This window comes from Nonlabens xiamenensis (assembly GCF_003865345.1).
Taxonomy (GTDB): domain Bacteria; phylum Bacteroidota; class Bacteroidia; order Flavobacteriales; family Flavobacteriaceae; genus Nonlabens; species Nonlabens xiamenensis.
Window position 1 is genome coordinate 94,502 of record NZ_RMVE01000004.1, and the last position, 14,984, is coordinate 109,485.

Sequence of the window (14,984 nt, forward strand, 5' to 3'; positions counted from 1 at the left end):
GTTGCTGCCTTATTAAAAATATCCTTGTTTCTTTCTGTCTTCCATCGCGGTTTCTGATCTTTTATCATCGCTCCTGTTACCGCGTTCAGTCTGCTTAAGTGCCGCCACTTCTACTATGATTTTCTCCAGGGTATCAGCCTCTGACTCCATTCCACCCGTAATGGTGATATCTCCTAAGGTCCTGAATCTTACCTTCTTGGTTTGAATTTCAGAAGGGTCAACTTGTGGTAGGAATTCTGAGTAAGGTAGCCAGGCATCATTGCGCCAAATCACTTGCCTCTCGTGCGCCAAATAAAGGCTAGGTATTTCTATTTTTTCCCTCAAAATATAGTTCCAAACATCCATCTCCGTCCAATTGCTGATAGGAAACGCACGGAAATGCTCCCCTTGGTAATGATTTCCGTTTAAGATGTTCCACAACTCAGGCCTTTGGTTTTTTGGATCCCATTGACCAAAGTCATCGCGATGTGAGAAAAAACGCTCTTTGGCCCTGGCTTTTTCTTCATCACGTCTTGCTCCACCAATTGCACAATCAATACCATGGGATTCAATCGCGTCCAGCAAGGTTACTGTTTGCAAGGCATTGCGTGTCGCATGTTTTCCTTTTTCTTCCCTAACTCTTCCTTGATCTATAGATGCTTGTACGCTTCCCACAATCAACTCGACGCCCTTCTGCTCAACAATGCGATCTCTAAAGGCTATGGTCTCTGGAAAATTATGCCCCGTATCCACATGAAGCAATTTAAATGGAATCTTGGCAGGGTAAAAAGCTTTCTGTGCCAGATGGGTAACAACAATACTGTCTTTCCCGCCGCTAAAAAGTATGACCGGGCGATCAAACTGCGCCCATACCTCACGGATGACATACATCGCTTCGGCCTCCAACTCCTCTAGGTAATCTAAAAAGAATTTACTCATGGCTGTATTTTTTTCATAATGGCTGTGGCAATTTCTTCAATGGCCTCAGGTATATCCATTTTTTCGGTATCAATTATTAAATCTGGATCACTTGGTTTTTCATAAGGCGCACTGATCCCAGTAAAGTTCTTCACTTCTCCTGATCTTGCCTTTTTGTATAAGCCATTGACATCTCGATTTTCGCAAATTTCTAAGGATGTGCTTACAAATATTTCAAACACATTTTCAGCCCCTACTATGGTCTTTATCATCGACCGTTGCTCTTGTAATGGAGATACAAAAGCAGAAATCGCAACTGTCCCTGCATCCAGAAAAAGTTTGGCTACCTCAGCGACACGTCTAAGATTCTCTGTTCGGTCTGCAGCACTAAAACTTAAACCTGCATTGAGGCCTGTTCTGAGATTATCTCCATCCAGCACAAAGGTATGAACTCCCTGATCATTCAAAAATAATTCGAGATGACGAGCCAGCGTGCTTTTTCCTGAGCCTGAAAGACCAGTAAACCATATCAATAAGGGTTGGTGACCTTTGAGGGCTTTTCTTTTTGCGATAATATCGCTAAAATCATGTTTGTAAATATGCTCAGCACTCATGACTTGTCCGCTCTGTTTTTAATCCCAAAATTGCTTTTATACCAGGCTCTCTCGTGAAAGTAATATAACACCATTTTGATCACAGTTTCGGCCAGCGCGACACCAGTAGCCTTGGTGGCAGCGTCCGGATCTTCTTTGAAAAACAGATAGGCCAAGATAAATGTAGTAACACTGGCAATGATCCTCCAGGTGATTGTTTTGGCGATATGCCTCTTTTTTGAAACTTCCATCTTATTTGACTATAAAATAGGGATTGTATAAATCTTCTTTGTTATACTGTAGGGGCACCCCCGTATCAGCTTGAATTACATCTAACCCGGCTGCCTCACAAATGGCTTGACCAGCTGCTGTATCCCATTCCATCGTAGGTCCAAACCTAGGGTAAATTTCTGCTTTTCCCGCAGCGACCTCGCAAAACTTAAGCGAACTACCCACCGCCACAATGTCCAGCGGTCGATCATCTTGCATGGCCAACCCATCTACATAATCTCTCGTAAGCTCATTCATATGGGATTTGCTACCTATGACTTTCAGTATTTTACTATCTTTTCTTGGAACAAGCGGCTCTGCCTGTTCCATTAAATTTGATAAGGTACATTCTTGGTCTTCCCAAACCAATCCATATGCCTTCTTCATGTCAGGTTGTGTGAAATAGAGTTGCCGATGCACAGGTACATATATAACACCTATGCTTAATTTACCCTTGTCCAATAAAGCGATATTGACGGTAAACTCTCCATTTCTTTTGATGAACTCTTTGGTTCCATCCAACGGATCTACAATCCAGCAACTTTCCCAGTCTTTGCGCTCTGCATATGGTAGGTTGGCAATTTCTTCAGAGATGATAGGTACTTCGGTTGGGCTCAACGCAGCTATAATTTTTGCATTGGATGCTATATCTGCTTGGGTCAATGGGGAATCATCAGATTTATGATCCACCTCAAAGGAGTTGGAATCATAAATTTCCATTATAGCTTCTCCAGCGACCAGGCTTGCCTTAATGGCTTCAATCAAAAAACTGTCAATCTTGTTACCCATGGAGCCAACAAAAGTAAACTATATCGAATGAATAGGCCCTAGACAGACGATCAGATATAACCAGTTGATCTTTATATATAGACAATCGGTCAATTACCCTTAATTTAGCAGCCCAATTCCAATTTGCTGCTGCATGAATTATATCACCGTTGAAAATGTTTCCCGTTCCTTTGCAGATCGGATGCTTTTTGAGAATATCTCTCTGGGCATCAATCAAGGGCAGAAAATCGGCTTTGTTGCCAAAAACGGTTATGGTAAAACCTCATTGCTTAATATTATCACCGGAAAAGAAGCCCCTGATAATGGCCAGGTTTCCTACCGCAACGGTTTAAAACTGGCTTTTCTGTCCCAAGAACCTGACCTGAACCCCGATCGAAGTATTGAAGAGGTGATTCTAGACAGTGATATTCCTATTATGAAAGTCATCGCCAGGTATGAGCGGGCCATGAAAAACACCGATGATCCCGAAGGAATGCAGCAGGCAATTGATGCTATGGATGCGGTCAATGCCTGGGATTTTGAAACTAAATACCGCCAGATATTGTCCAAACTACAACTCAACGACCTGACCCAACAAGTAGGCCAATTGAGTGGCGGACAAAAAAAGCGCATTGCTATGGCCATCGCTTTGCTCTCTGATCCGCAGTTATTAATCATGGACGAACCGACCAACCATCTTGATCTGGAAATGATTGAGTGGCTGGAACAGTACTTTAAACAAGAAGATTACACCATTCTTATGGTTACCCATGATCGCTATTTCTTGGATCGGGTATGCAATGAAATTATCGAACTGGATCAGGGCCAACTCTATTCCTATAAAGGAAATTATTCCTATTACGTGCAGAAAAAACAGGAACGGCTGGAAATTGAGCAAACCACTCAGGAAAAAGCCCAACAACTGTACAAAAAGGAGTTGAATTGGATGCGTCGCCAACCTAAAGCCAGGCGTACCAAATCAAAGTCCCGCATCGATGATTTCTATGAGATCAAAGCTGCCGCCCACAACAGGCGTAAGGATCATCAAGTCGAACTCGAAATCAATATGGAACGCCTGGGTACCAAGGTGGTCGAATTGCACAAGATCAGTAAAAGCTTTGGAGATAACACCTTGATCAAAGAGTTTTCTTATAACTTCCTGCGTGGTGAACGACTGGGTATTATCGGTAAAAATGGTACGGGAAAATCTACATTCCTCAATATGATTACTGGTGCCTTACCACCCGACACAGGGAAAGTGGTGGTCGGTGAAACGGTAAAATTAGGCTATTATACCCAAGGCGGTATCTCCATCAAACCTGGTCAAAAAGTCATCGATGTGGTGAAGGAATACGGAGAGTATATCCCACTGAACAAAGGAAAAATCATCAGTGCGAGCCAGTTGTTGGAAAGATTTCTGTTTGACAATAAGAAAAAACATGACTTCGTAGAGAAGCTCAGCGGTGGGGAACGCAAGCGTTTATACCTCTGTACTGTGCTTATTCAAAATCCAAATTTCCTGATCCTGGATGAACCTACCAATGATCTAGATATTCCCACATTGAATATCCTGGAAAATTTCCTGATGGACTTCCCTGGTTGTATCATCGTGGTGAGCCACGATCGTTATTTTATGGACAAGATAGTGGACCACCTCTTTGTTTTTAACCAATCTGGACATATCACAGATTTCCCTGGGAATTATAGCGATTTCAGGGCTTATGTTGGCAACACAGATATTGCACTGGACGATGACAGTACCGCTCAAGGCGAAAAGGAAACGGTTGCGCAAGAAGAAAAACCTAAAAAGATGGCTACCGGCCCCACCAGAGAACAACAAAAAATGCTTTCTCGCCTAGAGAACAAAATCAAAAAGCTGGAAGAACGCCGGGATATCTTGCAGGAATCTTTTTTAAATCCTGACCTGAACCCAGAAGACCTGACCAAAAATTCGATCGAACTCGAAGCCGTTAAATCCGAACTAGAGGAAGTGGAAATGGAATGGCTGGAATGTTCTGAAAAGTTTGGAGATTAACTGATGTCCTCTGTCATCAGATGTTTATTACAACTTGATCTTCTTCTTTGGCGTCTTATTTTTATACCTGTTGATCTGCCATCAATATTAACTGTACACCAAGCATAAAAAAAGAACATTGTCCCTACTTCATTCGATACGACATTATTTGAGACACAGTTTGAAGTCTTTCCACCTGCATGGTATACATTCTCCATTTGTGTTTAGCTTGGAAAAAAACTGTTTAAAGGACAAATCTGCTTACCCGGAATATCAAGCCTTATCGCGCTTTCGCGAAAGCGTAAAAAATAATCCATCCCACTTAAAAATTAAAGATTTCGGAGCTGGCAGCAAACGACTGGCAACGGACGAAAGAAAAATCGCTGACATTCTAAAGTATAACTGCACCAGTGCAAAGCGCACCAAAATGATGTTTAGGATCGCCAAGTATTTTAAAGCCGATCGCATATTGGAATTGGGAACCTCCCTTGGAGTGGGAACTCATGCACTGGCCACTGCGAGACCAGAAGCCAGCATTACAAGCCTGGAGGGATCACCTGCTGTGGCCGAATTTGCTCAATCCCAACTAGAACAACATCACCTAACAAATGTGCAGGTAATTACCGGAAGTTTTGCCGATTTTCTAGACGGTAAATTACCGCATCATCCTGATGGCACCTATGACCTTATTTTTATCGATGGGCATCACGATGGACCAGCCACCTTGGATTATTTTGAGAAACTGCTGCCTTTTTCTCATCCGAATACGGTGTTTATACTCGATGATATTTACTGGTCGGCTGATATGACCAGTGCTTGGAGAAAATTGACCAAACATCCCAAAGTAACGGCTAGTGTGGACAGCTTTCAGTGGGGGTTGCTTTTCTTGCGTAAAGAACAATTGCAGGAAAGCTTTTATATCAAGGTGTAACGTTTGGGCGGCTGTATCGTCATACCGTCGAAGATAATTCATAACTTCGTTTCATGAGTGAAAATGTGATCGAGACACGCGGCATCATCCGTGATTTTAGATTGGGACAAGAAACCGTTCACGTCCTAAAAGGCATCGACCTGGATATCAAAAAAGGAGACTATGTAGCCTTTATGGGACCTTCTGGATCTGGAAAATCAACTTTTATGAACCTCTTGGGTTGCCTGGACACCCCTACTTCCGGGTCTTATCGACTCAATGGTGTGGATGTATCGATGCTCTCTGACGACCAACTGGCCGATATACGCAACACAGAAATCGGATTTGTCTTTCAAACCTTTAATCTATTGCCTCGTACTACAGCACTGGACAATGTGGCGCTACCTATGATCTATGCGGGAAAGTCCAAAAAAGAAAGAAATCAACGAGCAGAAGAGGTACTTACCAGTGTAGGATTGGCTGATCGGATGGACCACAAACCCAATCAGCTTTCTGGTGGACAACGCCAGCGGGTAGCCGTGGGAAGGGCTTTGGTCAACAGACCTTCCATTATTCTAGCCGATGAACCCACCGGTAACCTGGACTCCAAAACCGGAGTAGAGATCATGGCCTTATTTGACCAGATTCACGCTGATGGAAATACCGTGATTCTCGTAACGCATGAAGAAGACATCGCCGAACATGCCCATAGAATTATACGTTTGCGTGACGGCGTGATCGAAAGTGATACCAGAAACAAAGCATGGAATTCATAAACACCTATCAAGATTGGATATATATTGGTGGAGTCATTCTCGCATTCTTTGTTTTCCTGGTTTGGAATAAAAGCCGACAAGGAAGTGTCAAGGATAGACGCAGACGCAATTTTAAGCAGTCCTTCCGGGAAAAGAAAAAGCAAAAGAGAGAAAAGGAGTAGCTTGAATCACACCTTGACCAGAATGGAGTTATAACTAAACTTCTTTCAACTTGATCAACCTCATTATTTCCATCTGATCGGATTTAAAATCTTTTTTTGTGAAATAGCGTACCATTTCTCAAATAAGCTTTCCATCGACCGGCTTGTTCGCCTTCATCAAATCGTCCAGAAATACGCAGCTGCCCGTCAAAATAATAGGATCTGTAACGTCCGTCAGGGATGCCATCCTTAAGCCTGACCTTCATTTTGGTTTTTCCGTTCAGGTGTTTTTCCTCATAATAGGAAGCCGTAAAATCAGAGGGAAATATAGGCGGAATATCAAATACTGTTGCCTTATCAATTTCCTCTTTTTTTACATTTACCAGATCCAGCGGTATTTTGCGGGTACGTTCTTCCAGTTCTATGGCCTCAATATCATAATCGGGATCATAAGCGATGACCATACGGGTCTCAAAGCTCTTTTTCTCGGCCTTAAGCTCCAATCCCAGATGAGTGAATTGAGAGTAAAAGGATCGGTTTTCTCGCAATTGTTGTCGGGAAGATGGTGTCAAATAGCGCTCTGAAGCGTTGGCCAATTTATTGGTATTGACGTAGAGAAAAATGTTGCTTTGCGAACTAAAATGATCCACAAATTCGCGATAGGTTTCATCGCCAATCAAACTGGTCCGATCTTCATAGCCATCTATGAAAAGCTTGATGGTTCTGGGCGAATTACTAAAAACCACAAATTCATCAATAATACTATAATATGGTTTTTCAATATCTTCAAATAGTGATCCCAGAATAAGTTGAAAAAAACCTTTGATCTGCAGGTAGTTGATTTTGTGATCCCGATAAGGTACTTCTTGAAATTTGACCGGTGTCTTTTTCCTGATTTTTTCCTGAATTTTCTCCAGGCTCGCTTTCGCGAAAGCGATATCATTGGCCTTAATGACCACAGCCAAACCTTCCTTATCACCAAAAGCTGGCTGACCTGAACCTTGCCCAGGGTTCCCACACTGGACCAACGCCAATTCATCACCCATCCAATTGTAAAAATCGGCTTGCAGGTCGATGTCTAGAAAATTTTCGACCTTTTTTCTATTGGTGCGGTATTCCTTTACCATCTCAGGTTGTCGTTCTTCCAATAACCCGTAAAAATTGTCATGTAAATCCAAAAAACTATTAAAACCAAAACTGGCGTAAAGCGCAGTTTCTTGAGGTAAAACGGTCGTAGCATCAATTGACCCTGTCCCAGCCTCGTCCAGGGCAGTAATTAAATTCTGTAATGTACCATTACCATTGGAAGCGCCTTGTGCCACCAGCAATCGATCATCTTCTACATCTACCTTGAATCCAGAAAAGTCAAAATATTCTTCCAGGGTTTGAATAATAGCGCTCTCCTCTTTAGAAAAAACCTGCCAATAATCACTCAACAGCTGGTGATTGAGATAAAATCTAAAAAGATCATCCTTGCGCACCTGTCTTTGGACTTCCAGAAATTGGAGGTTCCTACCTATTTGCGGATTGATGGAAGCGTCTACGCTTTTTTCTACCAATTGCGGCGTATAGCTGGCGATCAATTGGTTTTTGATAAAAGCCAGAGAAAGGGTTTCAAAAGTCTCTTGGTCGGTTACTTCAGTGATTTCTACCTCTTTATAAGTTCGGCTGGTGACCTCATATCCTTCTCTAAAAAATTGATTGATATTGCTTTTAAGCAGTGACAATCTGGACCATTTTCGCAGATCGGCAATGTAGAGAAAGGCATAGTCATCTTGAGCAATCATGTGGGCCGAGATGATCAGGTCCCGGTCTCCAATTCGTTTAAATAAGTCTGTGTCGTCTTGAAAAAGCGAATCTACTGAATTGAGTTTGGCGCTCATTTCACGGATTTGAGGTTGGGTCTGGAAGTGATCCCAAATCTGGCTCTCAGCCAACACTTCAAGGTTTTTGATGGGTTTATCCATTTCCATAAAGAAAATAGCATCCTCTGGGATCAGGTAAAAACCTTGGATACGCTCTTCTTCCCACAAAAAAAACGATGCCACTAAATACAACAGGTATATCAACAAACCCACGCCAACAATCCACAAAAGCTTTTTTATCCTCATAATCAAAGATCTTATTGGGTCTAAAAGTACAAGCAAAACCTGCATTGGAAAAGTTAGGATGGAAATTATTCTTAACTCTGCTTCAACTCATTAACATTGATTCAGATGCAAGGTCACTGGTCGATTTTAACATTTTATTAGACAATTGTGCCCCTCTACTGTACAAATGGTCTCATGTCAGATCGGTCGATGCAGTACTTTAGTTTAGTCAAACTATTATGCTTTGAACACCCTAACCCTTAACAACTTATATATGAAAACTTTTACCCTACAATCGTTTTCCGGATTTTCTGTTATAGAAAAGTCCTTAATGATGATTTGTTGGATAGGCATGACCTCTCTATGGAGCACTGCAAATCCTGGTCCTATCGATAAAAACGAGTCAGCCACATTGGTACAAACCATCAATTGCAGTACGGTCCAGTGTATTCTTGATGCGATGAGAAATGCGGCTCCCGGCGATGAGATTGTGATTGCCAGTGGTATCTATACCGCTACTTCCAAAACGGATTTACCCGACAATGACGGTAAAGCCTCGCGCTTTTATTCCAATCAGAATGGAACTGCCAGTCAACCCATAATACTCAGAGGAGCAAGCAGCACCAACAGACCTGTGCTCAAAGGCCCTAATAATATTTATGACGGCTATATCATGCGTATCCTGGGTAATCACTGGATTATCAAAGATCTTGAACTGGAAGAAGGTTCTAAAGGTCTAGTGCTGGATCGTGCTAATAATTGTCATATTGAGAATGTATCTGTACACGATATAGGTGAAGAAGGTATCCACCTGCGAGATGGGTCCAGCAATAACCTGGTTACCGGATGTCAGGTATATAACACGGGAATAAAAAAACCTGGGATAGGTGAAGGTTTATACGTAGGTTCTGATAAAGGACAACACGATATGTATGACCGTGATTGCGATAATAACACCCTTGAATTTTGTGTAGTTGGACCAAATGTAACCGCCGAAGGTGTAGATGTCAAAGAAGGCACCAATAACACCATTATACGCAATTGTACTTTTTCTGCGGATGGAATTTCTGGAGCCAACAGCGCCGATGCCTTTATCGACCTAAAGGGAGCAAATGCTTTTGTATATAACAATGTCTTTAATCTGGACGGTTCCACCATCATTAATGCGGGAATAGACTTTTTGGACCGAGGAACTGGCTATCAAACGGGCTTCCGACTGGCTATTTTCAACAATACTTTTAATTTGGGGAGTCGCGCTTCAGACATCAACACAGTAAGAAAGAAACAAGGTGACCCTTCCGACGTACATGTGTGGAACAACACTAGAGTACCTAGTGGTCCGGACTTCCCTGTAAGTGATGGCACTGCCAATTACGTCACTTTGAGCTGTCCTTCCTGGAATATAGTTCCTTGCAGCGGAGGAAGCAATCAGACACCCCTTGTGAGCATTAATTCCCCCAACAATAACACCACCATCACGGCTGGTAGCAACCTCACCATTAGCGCCGACGCGAGCGACGCAGATGGTAATGTAACCAAGGTTGAATTTTACGCCAATGGATCCAAAATAGGTGAAGACACCACGCCCAGTTATAACTACACCATTTCTAATATCAGCGCAGGAACTTATAATTTCACCGCCAAAGCAACTGATAACGATGGTGCCACCACGACTTCCAGTAGTGTGAATGTGACCGTCGATGCGAATCAGCCAACTCCCCAAACTCCTTATACCAGTCTGAGCATTCCTGGTGTAGTTGAGGCAGAGGATTTTGACAACGGTGGTCAGGGAATTGCCTACAACGATGCGGATACTTCCAATAATGGAAGCCAATACCGTTCTGAGGGAGTGGACATCCAAAACACAACAGACATAGGCGGAGGCTTTAACGTAGGTTGGACCCAAAATGGAGAATGGTTGGAATATAGCATTGCTTCAGTCCAAGCTGGTACCTATGATATTACACTACGTGTGGCCAGTAATTCTGACACAGCTAAATCAGTTTCTCTAAGCTTGGATGGAAATGCATTAGGTGATATTCCCGTTCCTAATACAACAGGATGGCAAACCTGGGCCGAGGTGAGTTTAAACAATATTGCTATCACTGGAGGAAACGATCAAGTATTGAGGCTTACCATTAATGGAGGAAGTTTTAATCTCAATAAGCTGAGTTTTAACCTGGCCAGTCCTGGTGGAGGCGGCACAGGTGACGGCGGGAGCTGCAGCTTTAATACCCCAGCCAGCAGTGGATTGCCAACCTATGACCGGGTAGTTTTCAAGGAGCTACACGTATTGGGTTCTGGTGGGCCTACTTTTTCTAATTTTAGGAAATTCACCATCAATTACGATGCGGCTGCCGATGGATTGTACACTTTTGCCTTTAATACTTCAAATGGTGTACCCTCCTACTATGTAGATCTAAGAAATGCCAGTACTGCATCCTTCAATACGAGTTCGCCGGATGTCAGTATCAGCGGATCAGGTATTCCAGGATTAGATGGCGATTACTGGGTCACGGATGATGGAGGTAATTTTGTAATGGTCTCCAAAAACAACGGCTATACTTTGTATTTCAGCAACAGCAGTACAGCACCGGTTTGCGGCGAAGCCAAAACTCAATTCATCATTGAGCAAGCCACAGCGTATAGTATTTCACCAAACCCAGCCAAAGGTTCGCAGGTAGAGCTAAGTAACCTCAATCCTCTTGAAAGCACCCAATTCCAATTGATCGACTTAAAAGGAGTTGTTGTACTTAAGAAAAATTTGGCCGTAAACCGAGCTACACATCGCTTAGATATATCTGGTGTCCCAGGTGGCATCTATCTTTTGAACATTCAACAAGAAACTAACCAACAAACCTTAAAACTTATCATCCCTAACCAACAATAAGAATAATTATGAAAAAATTTACTACCAACTACTTAGTATTAATTGTACTTGCCCTGTTTTGTCGACCGGCCATTGGTCAAACGGCAGATGTCTATGATATGGACTTTAACCATCTGGCTACAGGCGTGTACAATCTGGATCAAATAAAAACCGCCCTGGGTGTCGCGTTTTGTAAAGGAGCCGATGAAGGAAGAATCTCGATGGAGGCAAGACCCAACCAAGGGAACAGTCTGCGTGTTTTGTATCCGCAGGGCAAAGTCAAAACAGGAGAAAGCGGAATTCACACCAAGATCTATCTGGATGACCAGCAGGTGCATGACGAATTATACATCAGCTATCTGGTATTCTTCCCCAATGATTTTGAATTCAGAGCCGGTGGAAAACTACCCGGTCTGGCCTACCAGTCCAGTGATAAAAATATGTCCTTGCGTTTGATGTGGAGATACAACGGACTGGTGGAAACCTATGTGCATTATAACACCACCCCGACCAGGCCAGAATACAGGGCTTCTATCAATTGGAGCTTGATAGACCCTGTGAATGAACCTAACGGTGAACCTCAGCCAGACCAGGTCAAATTCACGAAAGGCCAATGGCACCATGTCGAGATGTATCACAAACTCAACACACCAGGCCAAGCCGATGGTATCATGCGCGGATGGTTGGATGGACAGCTGGCACTTAACATTACCGACGCACAAGATTATCGTCAGTCCGGAGAATCTGATATCAGCCTTAATGCCATTTATTTGTCCTCATTTTTTGGAGGATCTGATTCCAGTTTCCAGCCTACCAAAGATGTGCATGCCTACTTTGATGATTTTAAAGTATCCACCACGCGTATTGGACCTCCAACTGGTGGGAACGTGAATACTAATTTACCGCCTAGTGTTAGCCTTGTAGGCCCAACAGCAAATTCGGCGGTAGATGTTGGAGATACGGTCAGCATTCAAGCCAACGCCTCAGACGATAAGGGAATCGCACAGGTGAACTTTACAGTGGATGGACAAACCATCGCTACAGATACGACGGCTCCTTACTCCACCCAATGGACCCCAACCGCTGCGGGCACCTATACCATCAGTGTCGAAGCGGTGGAAACCGGAACCGACGGATTTACCGCTACTGCTCAAACCAGCATCACTGTAAACTCCATAGATAATGGTGGCGGTAGCAGCGGAGGCAGCTGCACTTTTGGAACACCTAGCAGCAGTCCGCTGCCTTTATATGACCGCGAGGTCTTTAACGAAGTGCATATTTTAGGATCTGGTGGCCCCAGCCTATCTAACTTTAGAAAGTTTACCATCAATTACGATGCACCTGTCAATGGATTATACACTTTTGCCATAAACACTTCAAACGGTGTACCTTCCTACTATGTGGATCTTAGAAATGCCAGCGTCGCATCCTTTAATACGAGTTCGCCAGACGTAAGTATCAACGGATCAGGAATACCTGGTCTGGATGGTGATTATTGGGTAACCGATGACGGAGGTAATTTTGTAATGGTTTCCAAGAACCAAGGCTTTAGCCTGTATTTCAGCAATTCGACCACAGCCCCAGATTGCGGAAGTGCCAAAAGTTCAGTTGTCCATCGAAATATTGATCAAATCCAACTCTACCCTAATCCGGTGGAAGGTTTACTCCACATTCAGGTGCCCGGGAAAATTGAAAGTATCAGGGTCATGAACCTGAGCGGACAGGAAGTCCAACTGGCCAAGATGGTCAACAATCAACTGGATACCTCAGCATTGGCACCTGGATTATACCTGATAGAGGTTTATAATCAAAACCAAGAGCGCTGGATTGAAAAAATTCAAAAAAGATAAGCTCAAAAAAAAGCCATTGATGTAAGATCAATGGCTTTTTTATTTGTTGTAGATCAGGTTTGGAGCACACCCATATTAAAAGGCTTTTCAATGGGAGCCTGATCAGCGGCTTCAATCCCCATGGAGATCCATTTGCGTGTATCTCTGGGATCTATGATAGCATCCGTCCAAATTCTGGAAGCTGCATAATAGGGAGAGACTTGCTGATCATATCGGTCTTTAGTTTTGGCAAAAAGTTCCTGTTCTTCTTCCTCACTCAGTTTTTTTCCATCCTTTTCAAGGGATGCTTTTTCTATTTGCATCAATACCTTGGCGGCGCTATTTCCACTCATCACGGCCAACTCGGCAGTAGGCCAAGCCACGATAAGTCTTGGATCATAAGCTTTTCCACACATGGCGTAATTACCAGCACCGTAACTGTTACCTATCACCACGGTGAATTTAGGAACCACACTGTTAGAAACGGCGTTCACCATTTTAGCGCCATCTTTAATGATACCGCCATGTTCAGATTTTGAACCAACCATGAATCCGGTCACGTCTTGTAAGAAAACCAGCGGAATTTTCTTTTGGTTGCAATTGGCAATAAAACGAGTGGCTTTATCGGCACTATCGCTATAAATCACACCGCCAAATTGCATTTCGCCTTTTTTGGTTTTAACGATCTTTCTTTGATTTGCAACTATACCTACCGCCCAACCATCAATCCGCGCGTAACCTGTAATGATGGTTTGACCAAATCCAGCTTTATATTCTTCAAAAGAATCAGCGTCAATCAGTCTGTTTATAATTTCCATCATATCATATTGGTCACTTCGCTTTCGCGGAAGCACGCCAAAAAGCTCTTCTGGATCCTCGGCCGGAGACTTACTTTCCTTTTTATGAAAGCCAGCTGATTCAACTGCGCCGATCTTATCCATGATATTCTTGATCTTGTCCAGCGCATCTTTATCATCCTTAGCTTTATAATCGGTAACACCGCTGATCTCACAATGGGTAGTAGCGCCTCCCAAGGTTTCATTGTCAATACTTTCTCCGATAGCTGCCTTGACCAGGTAACTACCTGCCAGGAATATGCTTCCCGTCTTATCTACAATCAGGGCCTCATCACTCATGATAGGCAAATAAGCCCCACCGGCCACACAACTTCCCATAACGGCAGCAATTTGAGTAATTCCCATACTGCTCATCACGGCATTATTTCTGAAAATTCTTCCAAAGTGTTCCTTGTCAGGAAATATTTCGTCCTGCATGGGAAGATATACCCCAGCACTGTCCACTAAATAAATAATGGGCAATTTATTTTCCATGGCGATTTCTTGCGCCCGCAGGTTCTTTTTTCCGGTAATTGGAAACCAGGCACCGGCTTTGACGGTAGCATCATTGGCTACAACGATGACTTGTCGTCCTTGCACATAACCTATTTTCACTACCACACCTCCACTCGGGCAACCGCCGTGTTCTTCATACATTCCTTCTCCAGCAAAAGCGGCAATTTCAATAGATTTTTCCGCATCGTCGAGTAGGTAGTCAATACGCTCACGTGCAGTCAACTTACCTTTGGCGTGATGTTTTTCAATGCGTTTTTTACCACCCCCTAGGTGGACTTTGCCCAATTTTCTATTCAGATCAGACAGCAGTAATTTATTGTGATCTTCGTTCTTGTTGAAGTTGATATCCATGTATTATTTAGTCTTTGACCAAAAATAAGGATTTTAAGCGTACAGATCTCGGCTGGGAAAAGGCTTAACTTTCGCTTTAAGCGAAATAAACATCTCAGTAATTGTAGAAGATGTGGTACTGATGT

Annotated in this window: 12 protein-coding genes; 6 read left to right on the forward strand and 6 right to left on the reverse strand. The window is 43.1% G+C overall.

Features of this window, described 5'->3' with window-relative positions; all coding sequences use genetic code 11:
- Window positions 1-12: 12 nt before the first annotated feature.
- Genes cysD through cysQ form a run of 4 tightly spaced genes read right to left on the reverse strand, consistent with a single transcriptional unit; the run spans window position 13 to window position 2,549 of the window.
- Window positions 13-918, reverse strand: a complete 906-nt coding sequence (gene cysD / locus EGM47_RS11365; RefSeq protein WP_124980944.1) for a sulfate adenylyltransferase subunit CysD — start codon at window positions 916-918, stop codon at window positions 13-15.
- Window positions 915-1,511 (reverse strand): adenylyl-sulfate kinase, encoded by a 597-nt coding sequence (gene cysC / locus EGM47_RS11370; protein ID WP_124980945.1) that lies wholly within the window; start codon window positions 1,509-1,511, stop codon window positions 915-917. The genes cysD and cysC overlap by 4 nt, the downstream gene beginning before the upstream one ends.
- The gene (locus EGM47_RS11375; RefSeq protein WP_124980946.1) at window positions 1,508-1,741 is read right to left on the reverse strand and encodes a DUF2061 domain-containing protein; all 234 of its coding nucleotides are present in this window, start codon (window positions 1,739-1,741) and stop codon (window positions 1,508-1,510) included. Before EGM47_RS11375 ends, cysC begins: the two co-directional genes overlap by 4 nt.
- 1 nt (window position 1,742) lies before the next feature.
- Window positions 1,743-2,549 carry a 3'(2'),5'-bisphosphate nucleotidase CysQ gene (gene cysQ, locus EGM47_RS11380; protein WP_124980947.1) on the reverse strand — a complete coding sequence of 269 codons (807 nt, stop codon included), beginning with the start codon at window positions 2,547-2,549 and terminating at the stop codon, window positions 1,743-1,745.
- A 133-nt stretch (window positions 2,550-2,682) separates the two neighbouring features.
- Between cysQ and EGM47_RS11385 the strand changes: the two genes are divergently transcribed.
- The 4 genes from EGM47_RS11385 to EGM47_RS16340 all read left to right on the forward strand — a co-directional run bounded on the left by EGM47_RS11385 (window position 2,683) and on the right by EGM47_RS16340 (window position 6,389).
- Complete coding sequence (locus EGM47_RS11385) at window positions 2,683-4,563, forward strand: ABC-F family ATP-binding cassette domain-containing protein (RefSeq protein ID WP_124980948.1); 1,881 nt, start codon at window positions 2,683-2,685, stop codon at window positions 4,561-4,563.
- Window positions 4,564-4,762: 199 nt separating this feature from the next.
- Window positions 4,763-5,473: an O-methyltransferase gene (locus EGM47_RS11390; protein WP_240642435.1), complete on the forward strand. Its 711-nt coding sequence runs from the start codon at window positions 4,763-4,765 to the stop codon at window positions 5,471-5,473.
- A gap of 53 nt (window positions 5,474-5,526) precedes the next feature.
- A complete protein-coding gene (locus EGM47_RS11395; protein ID WP_124980950.1) occupies window positions 5,527-6,228 on the forward strand; it encodes an ABC transporter ATP-binding protein in 702 nt (233 codons plus the stop codon).
- Window positions 6,216-6,389, forward strand: coding sequence for a hypothetical protein (locus EGM47_RS16340; protein WP_164510868.1), 174 nt, complete (start codon window positions 6,216-6,218; stop codon window positions 6,387-6,389). Before EGM47_RS11395 ends, EGM47_RS16340 begins: the two co-directional genes overlap by 13 nt.
- Before the next feature lie 83 nt (window positions 6,390-6,472).
- Here the strand turns inward: EGM47_RS16340 and EGM47_RS11400 are convergent, their stop codons facing one another.
- On the reverse strand, window positions 6,473-8,479 hold the full coding sequence (locus tag EGM47_RS11400) for a DUF3352 domain-containing protein (protein ID WP_124980951.1): 2,007 nt from the start codon (window positions 8,477-8,479) through the stop codon (window positions 6,473-6,475).
- Between the two features lie 253 nt (window positions 8,480-8,732).
- On the opposite strand from EGM47_RS11400, the gene EGM47_RS11405 reads away from it, so the two are divergent.
- Both EGM47_RS11405 and EGM47_RS11410 read left to right on the forward strand, forming a co-directional pair.
- On the forward strand, window positions 8,733-11,348 hold the full coding sequence (locus EGM47_RS11405) for a carbohydrate-binding domain-containing protein (protein WP_124980952.1): 2,616 nt from the start codon (window positions 8,733-8,735) through the stop codon (window positions 11,346-11,348).
- Window positions 11,349-11,356: 8 nt separating this feature from the next.
- Window positions 11,357-13,177 carry a polysaccharide lyase gene (locus EGM47_RS11410; RefSeq protein ID WP_124980953.1) on the forward strand — a complete coding sequence of 607 codons (1,821 nt, stop codon included), beginning with the start codon at window positions 11,357-11,359 and terminating at the stop codon, window positions 13,175-13,177.
- Between the two features lie 53 nt (window positions 13,178-13,230).
- Here EGM47_RS11410 and EGM47_RS11415 read toward each other — a convergent pair whose 3' ends face one another.
- On the reverse strand, window positions 13,231-14,859 hold the full coding sequence (locus EGM47_RS11415) for an acyl-CoA carboxylase subunit beta (RefSeq protein ID WP_124980954.1): 1,629 nt from the start codon (window positions 14,857-14,859) through the stop codon (window positions 13,231-13,233).
- Window positions 14,860-14,984 lie beyond the last annotated feature (125 nt).

Coding starts and splice junctions, on each gene's coding strand:
- cysD (WP_124980944.1), bottom strand. CDS start 918: ATGAGTAAATTCTTTTTAGATTACCTAGAGGAGTTGGAGGCCGAAGCG.
- cysC (WP_124980945.1), bottom strand. CDS start 1,511: ATGAGTGCTGAGCATATTTACAAACATGATTTTAGCGATATTATCGCA.
- EGM47_RS11375 (WP_124980946.1), bottom strand. CDS start 1,741: ATGGAAGTTTCAAAAAAGAGGCATATCGCCAAAACAATCACCTGGAGG.
- cysQ (WP_124980947.1), bottom strand. CDS start 2,549: ATGGGTAACAAGATTGACAGTTTTTTGATTGAAGCCATTAAGGCAAGC.
- EGM47_RS11385 (WP_124980948.1), top strand. CDS start 2,683: ATGAATTATATCACCGTTGAAAATGTTTCCCGTTCCTTTGCAGATCGG.
- EGM47_RS11395 (WP_124980950.1), top strand. CDS start 5,527: ATGAGTGAAAATGTGATCGAGACACGCGGCATCATCCGTGATTTTAGA.
- EGM47_RS16340 (WP_164510868.1), top strand. CDS start 6,216: ATGGAATTCATAAACACCTATCAAGATTGGATATATATTGGTGGAGTC.
- EGM47_RS11400 (WP_124980951.1), bottom strand. CDS start 8,479: ATGAGGATAAAAAAGCTTTTGTGGATTGTTGGCGTGGGTTTGTTGATA.
- EGM47_RS11405 (WP_124980952.1), top strand. CDS start 8,733: ATGAAAACTTTTACCCTACAATCGTTTTCCGGATTTTCTGTTATAGAA.
- EGM47_RS11410 (WP_124980953.1), top strand. CDS start 11,357: ATGAAAAAATTTACTACCAACTACTTAGTATTAATTGTACTTGCCCTG.
- EGM47_RS11415 (WP_124980954.1), bottom strand. CDS start 14,859: ATGGATATCAACTTCAACAAGAACGAAGATCACAATAAATTACTGCTG.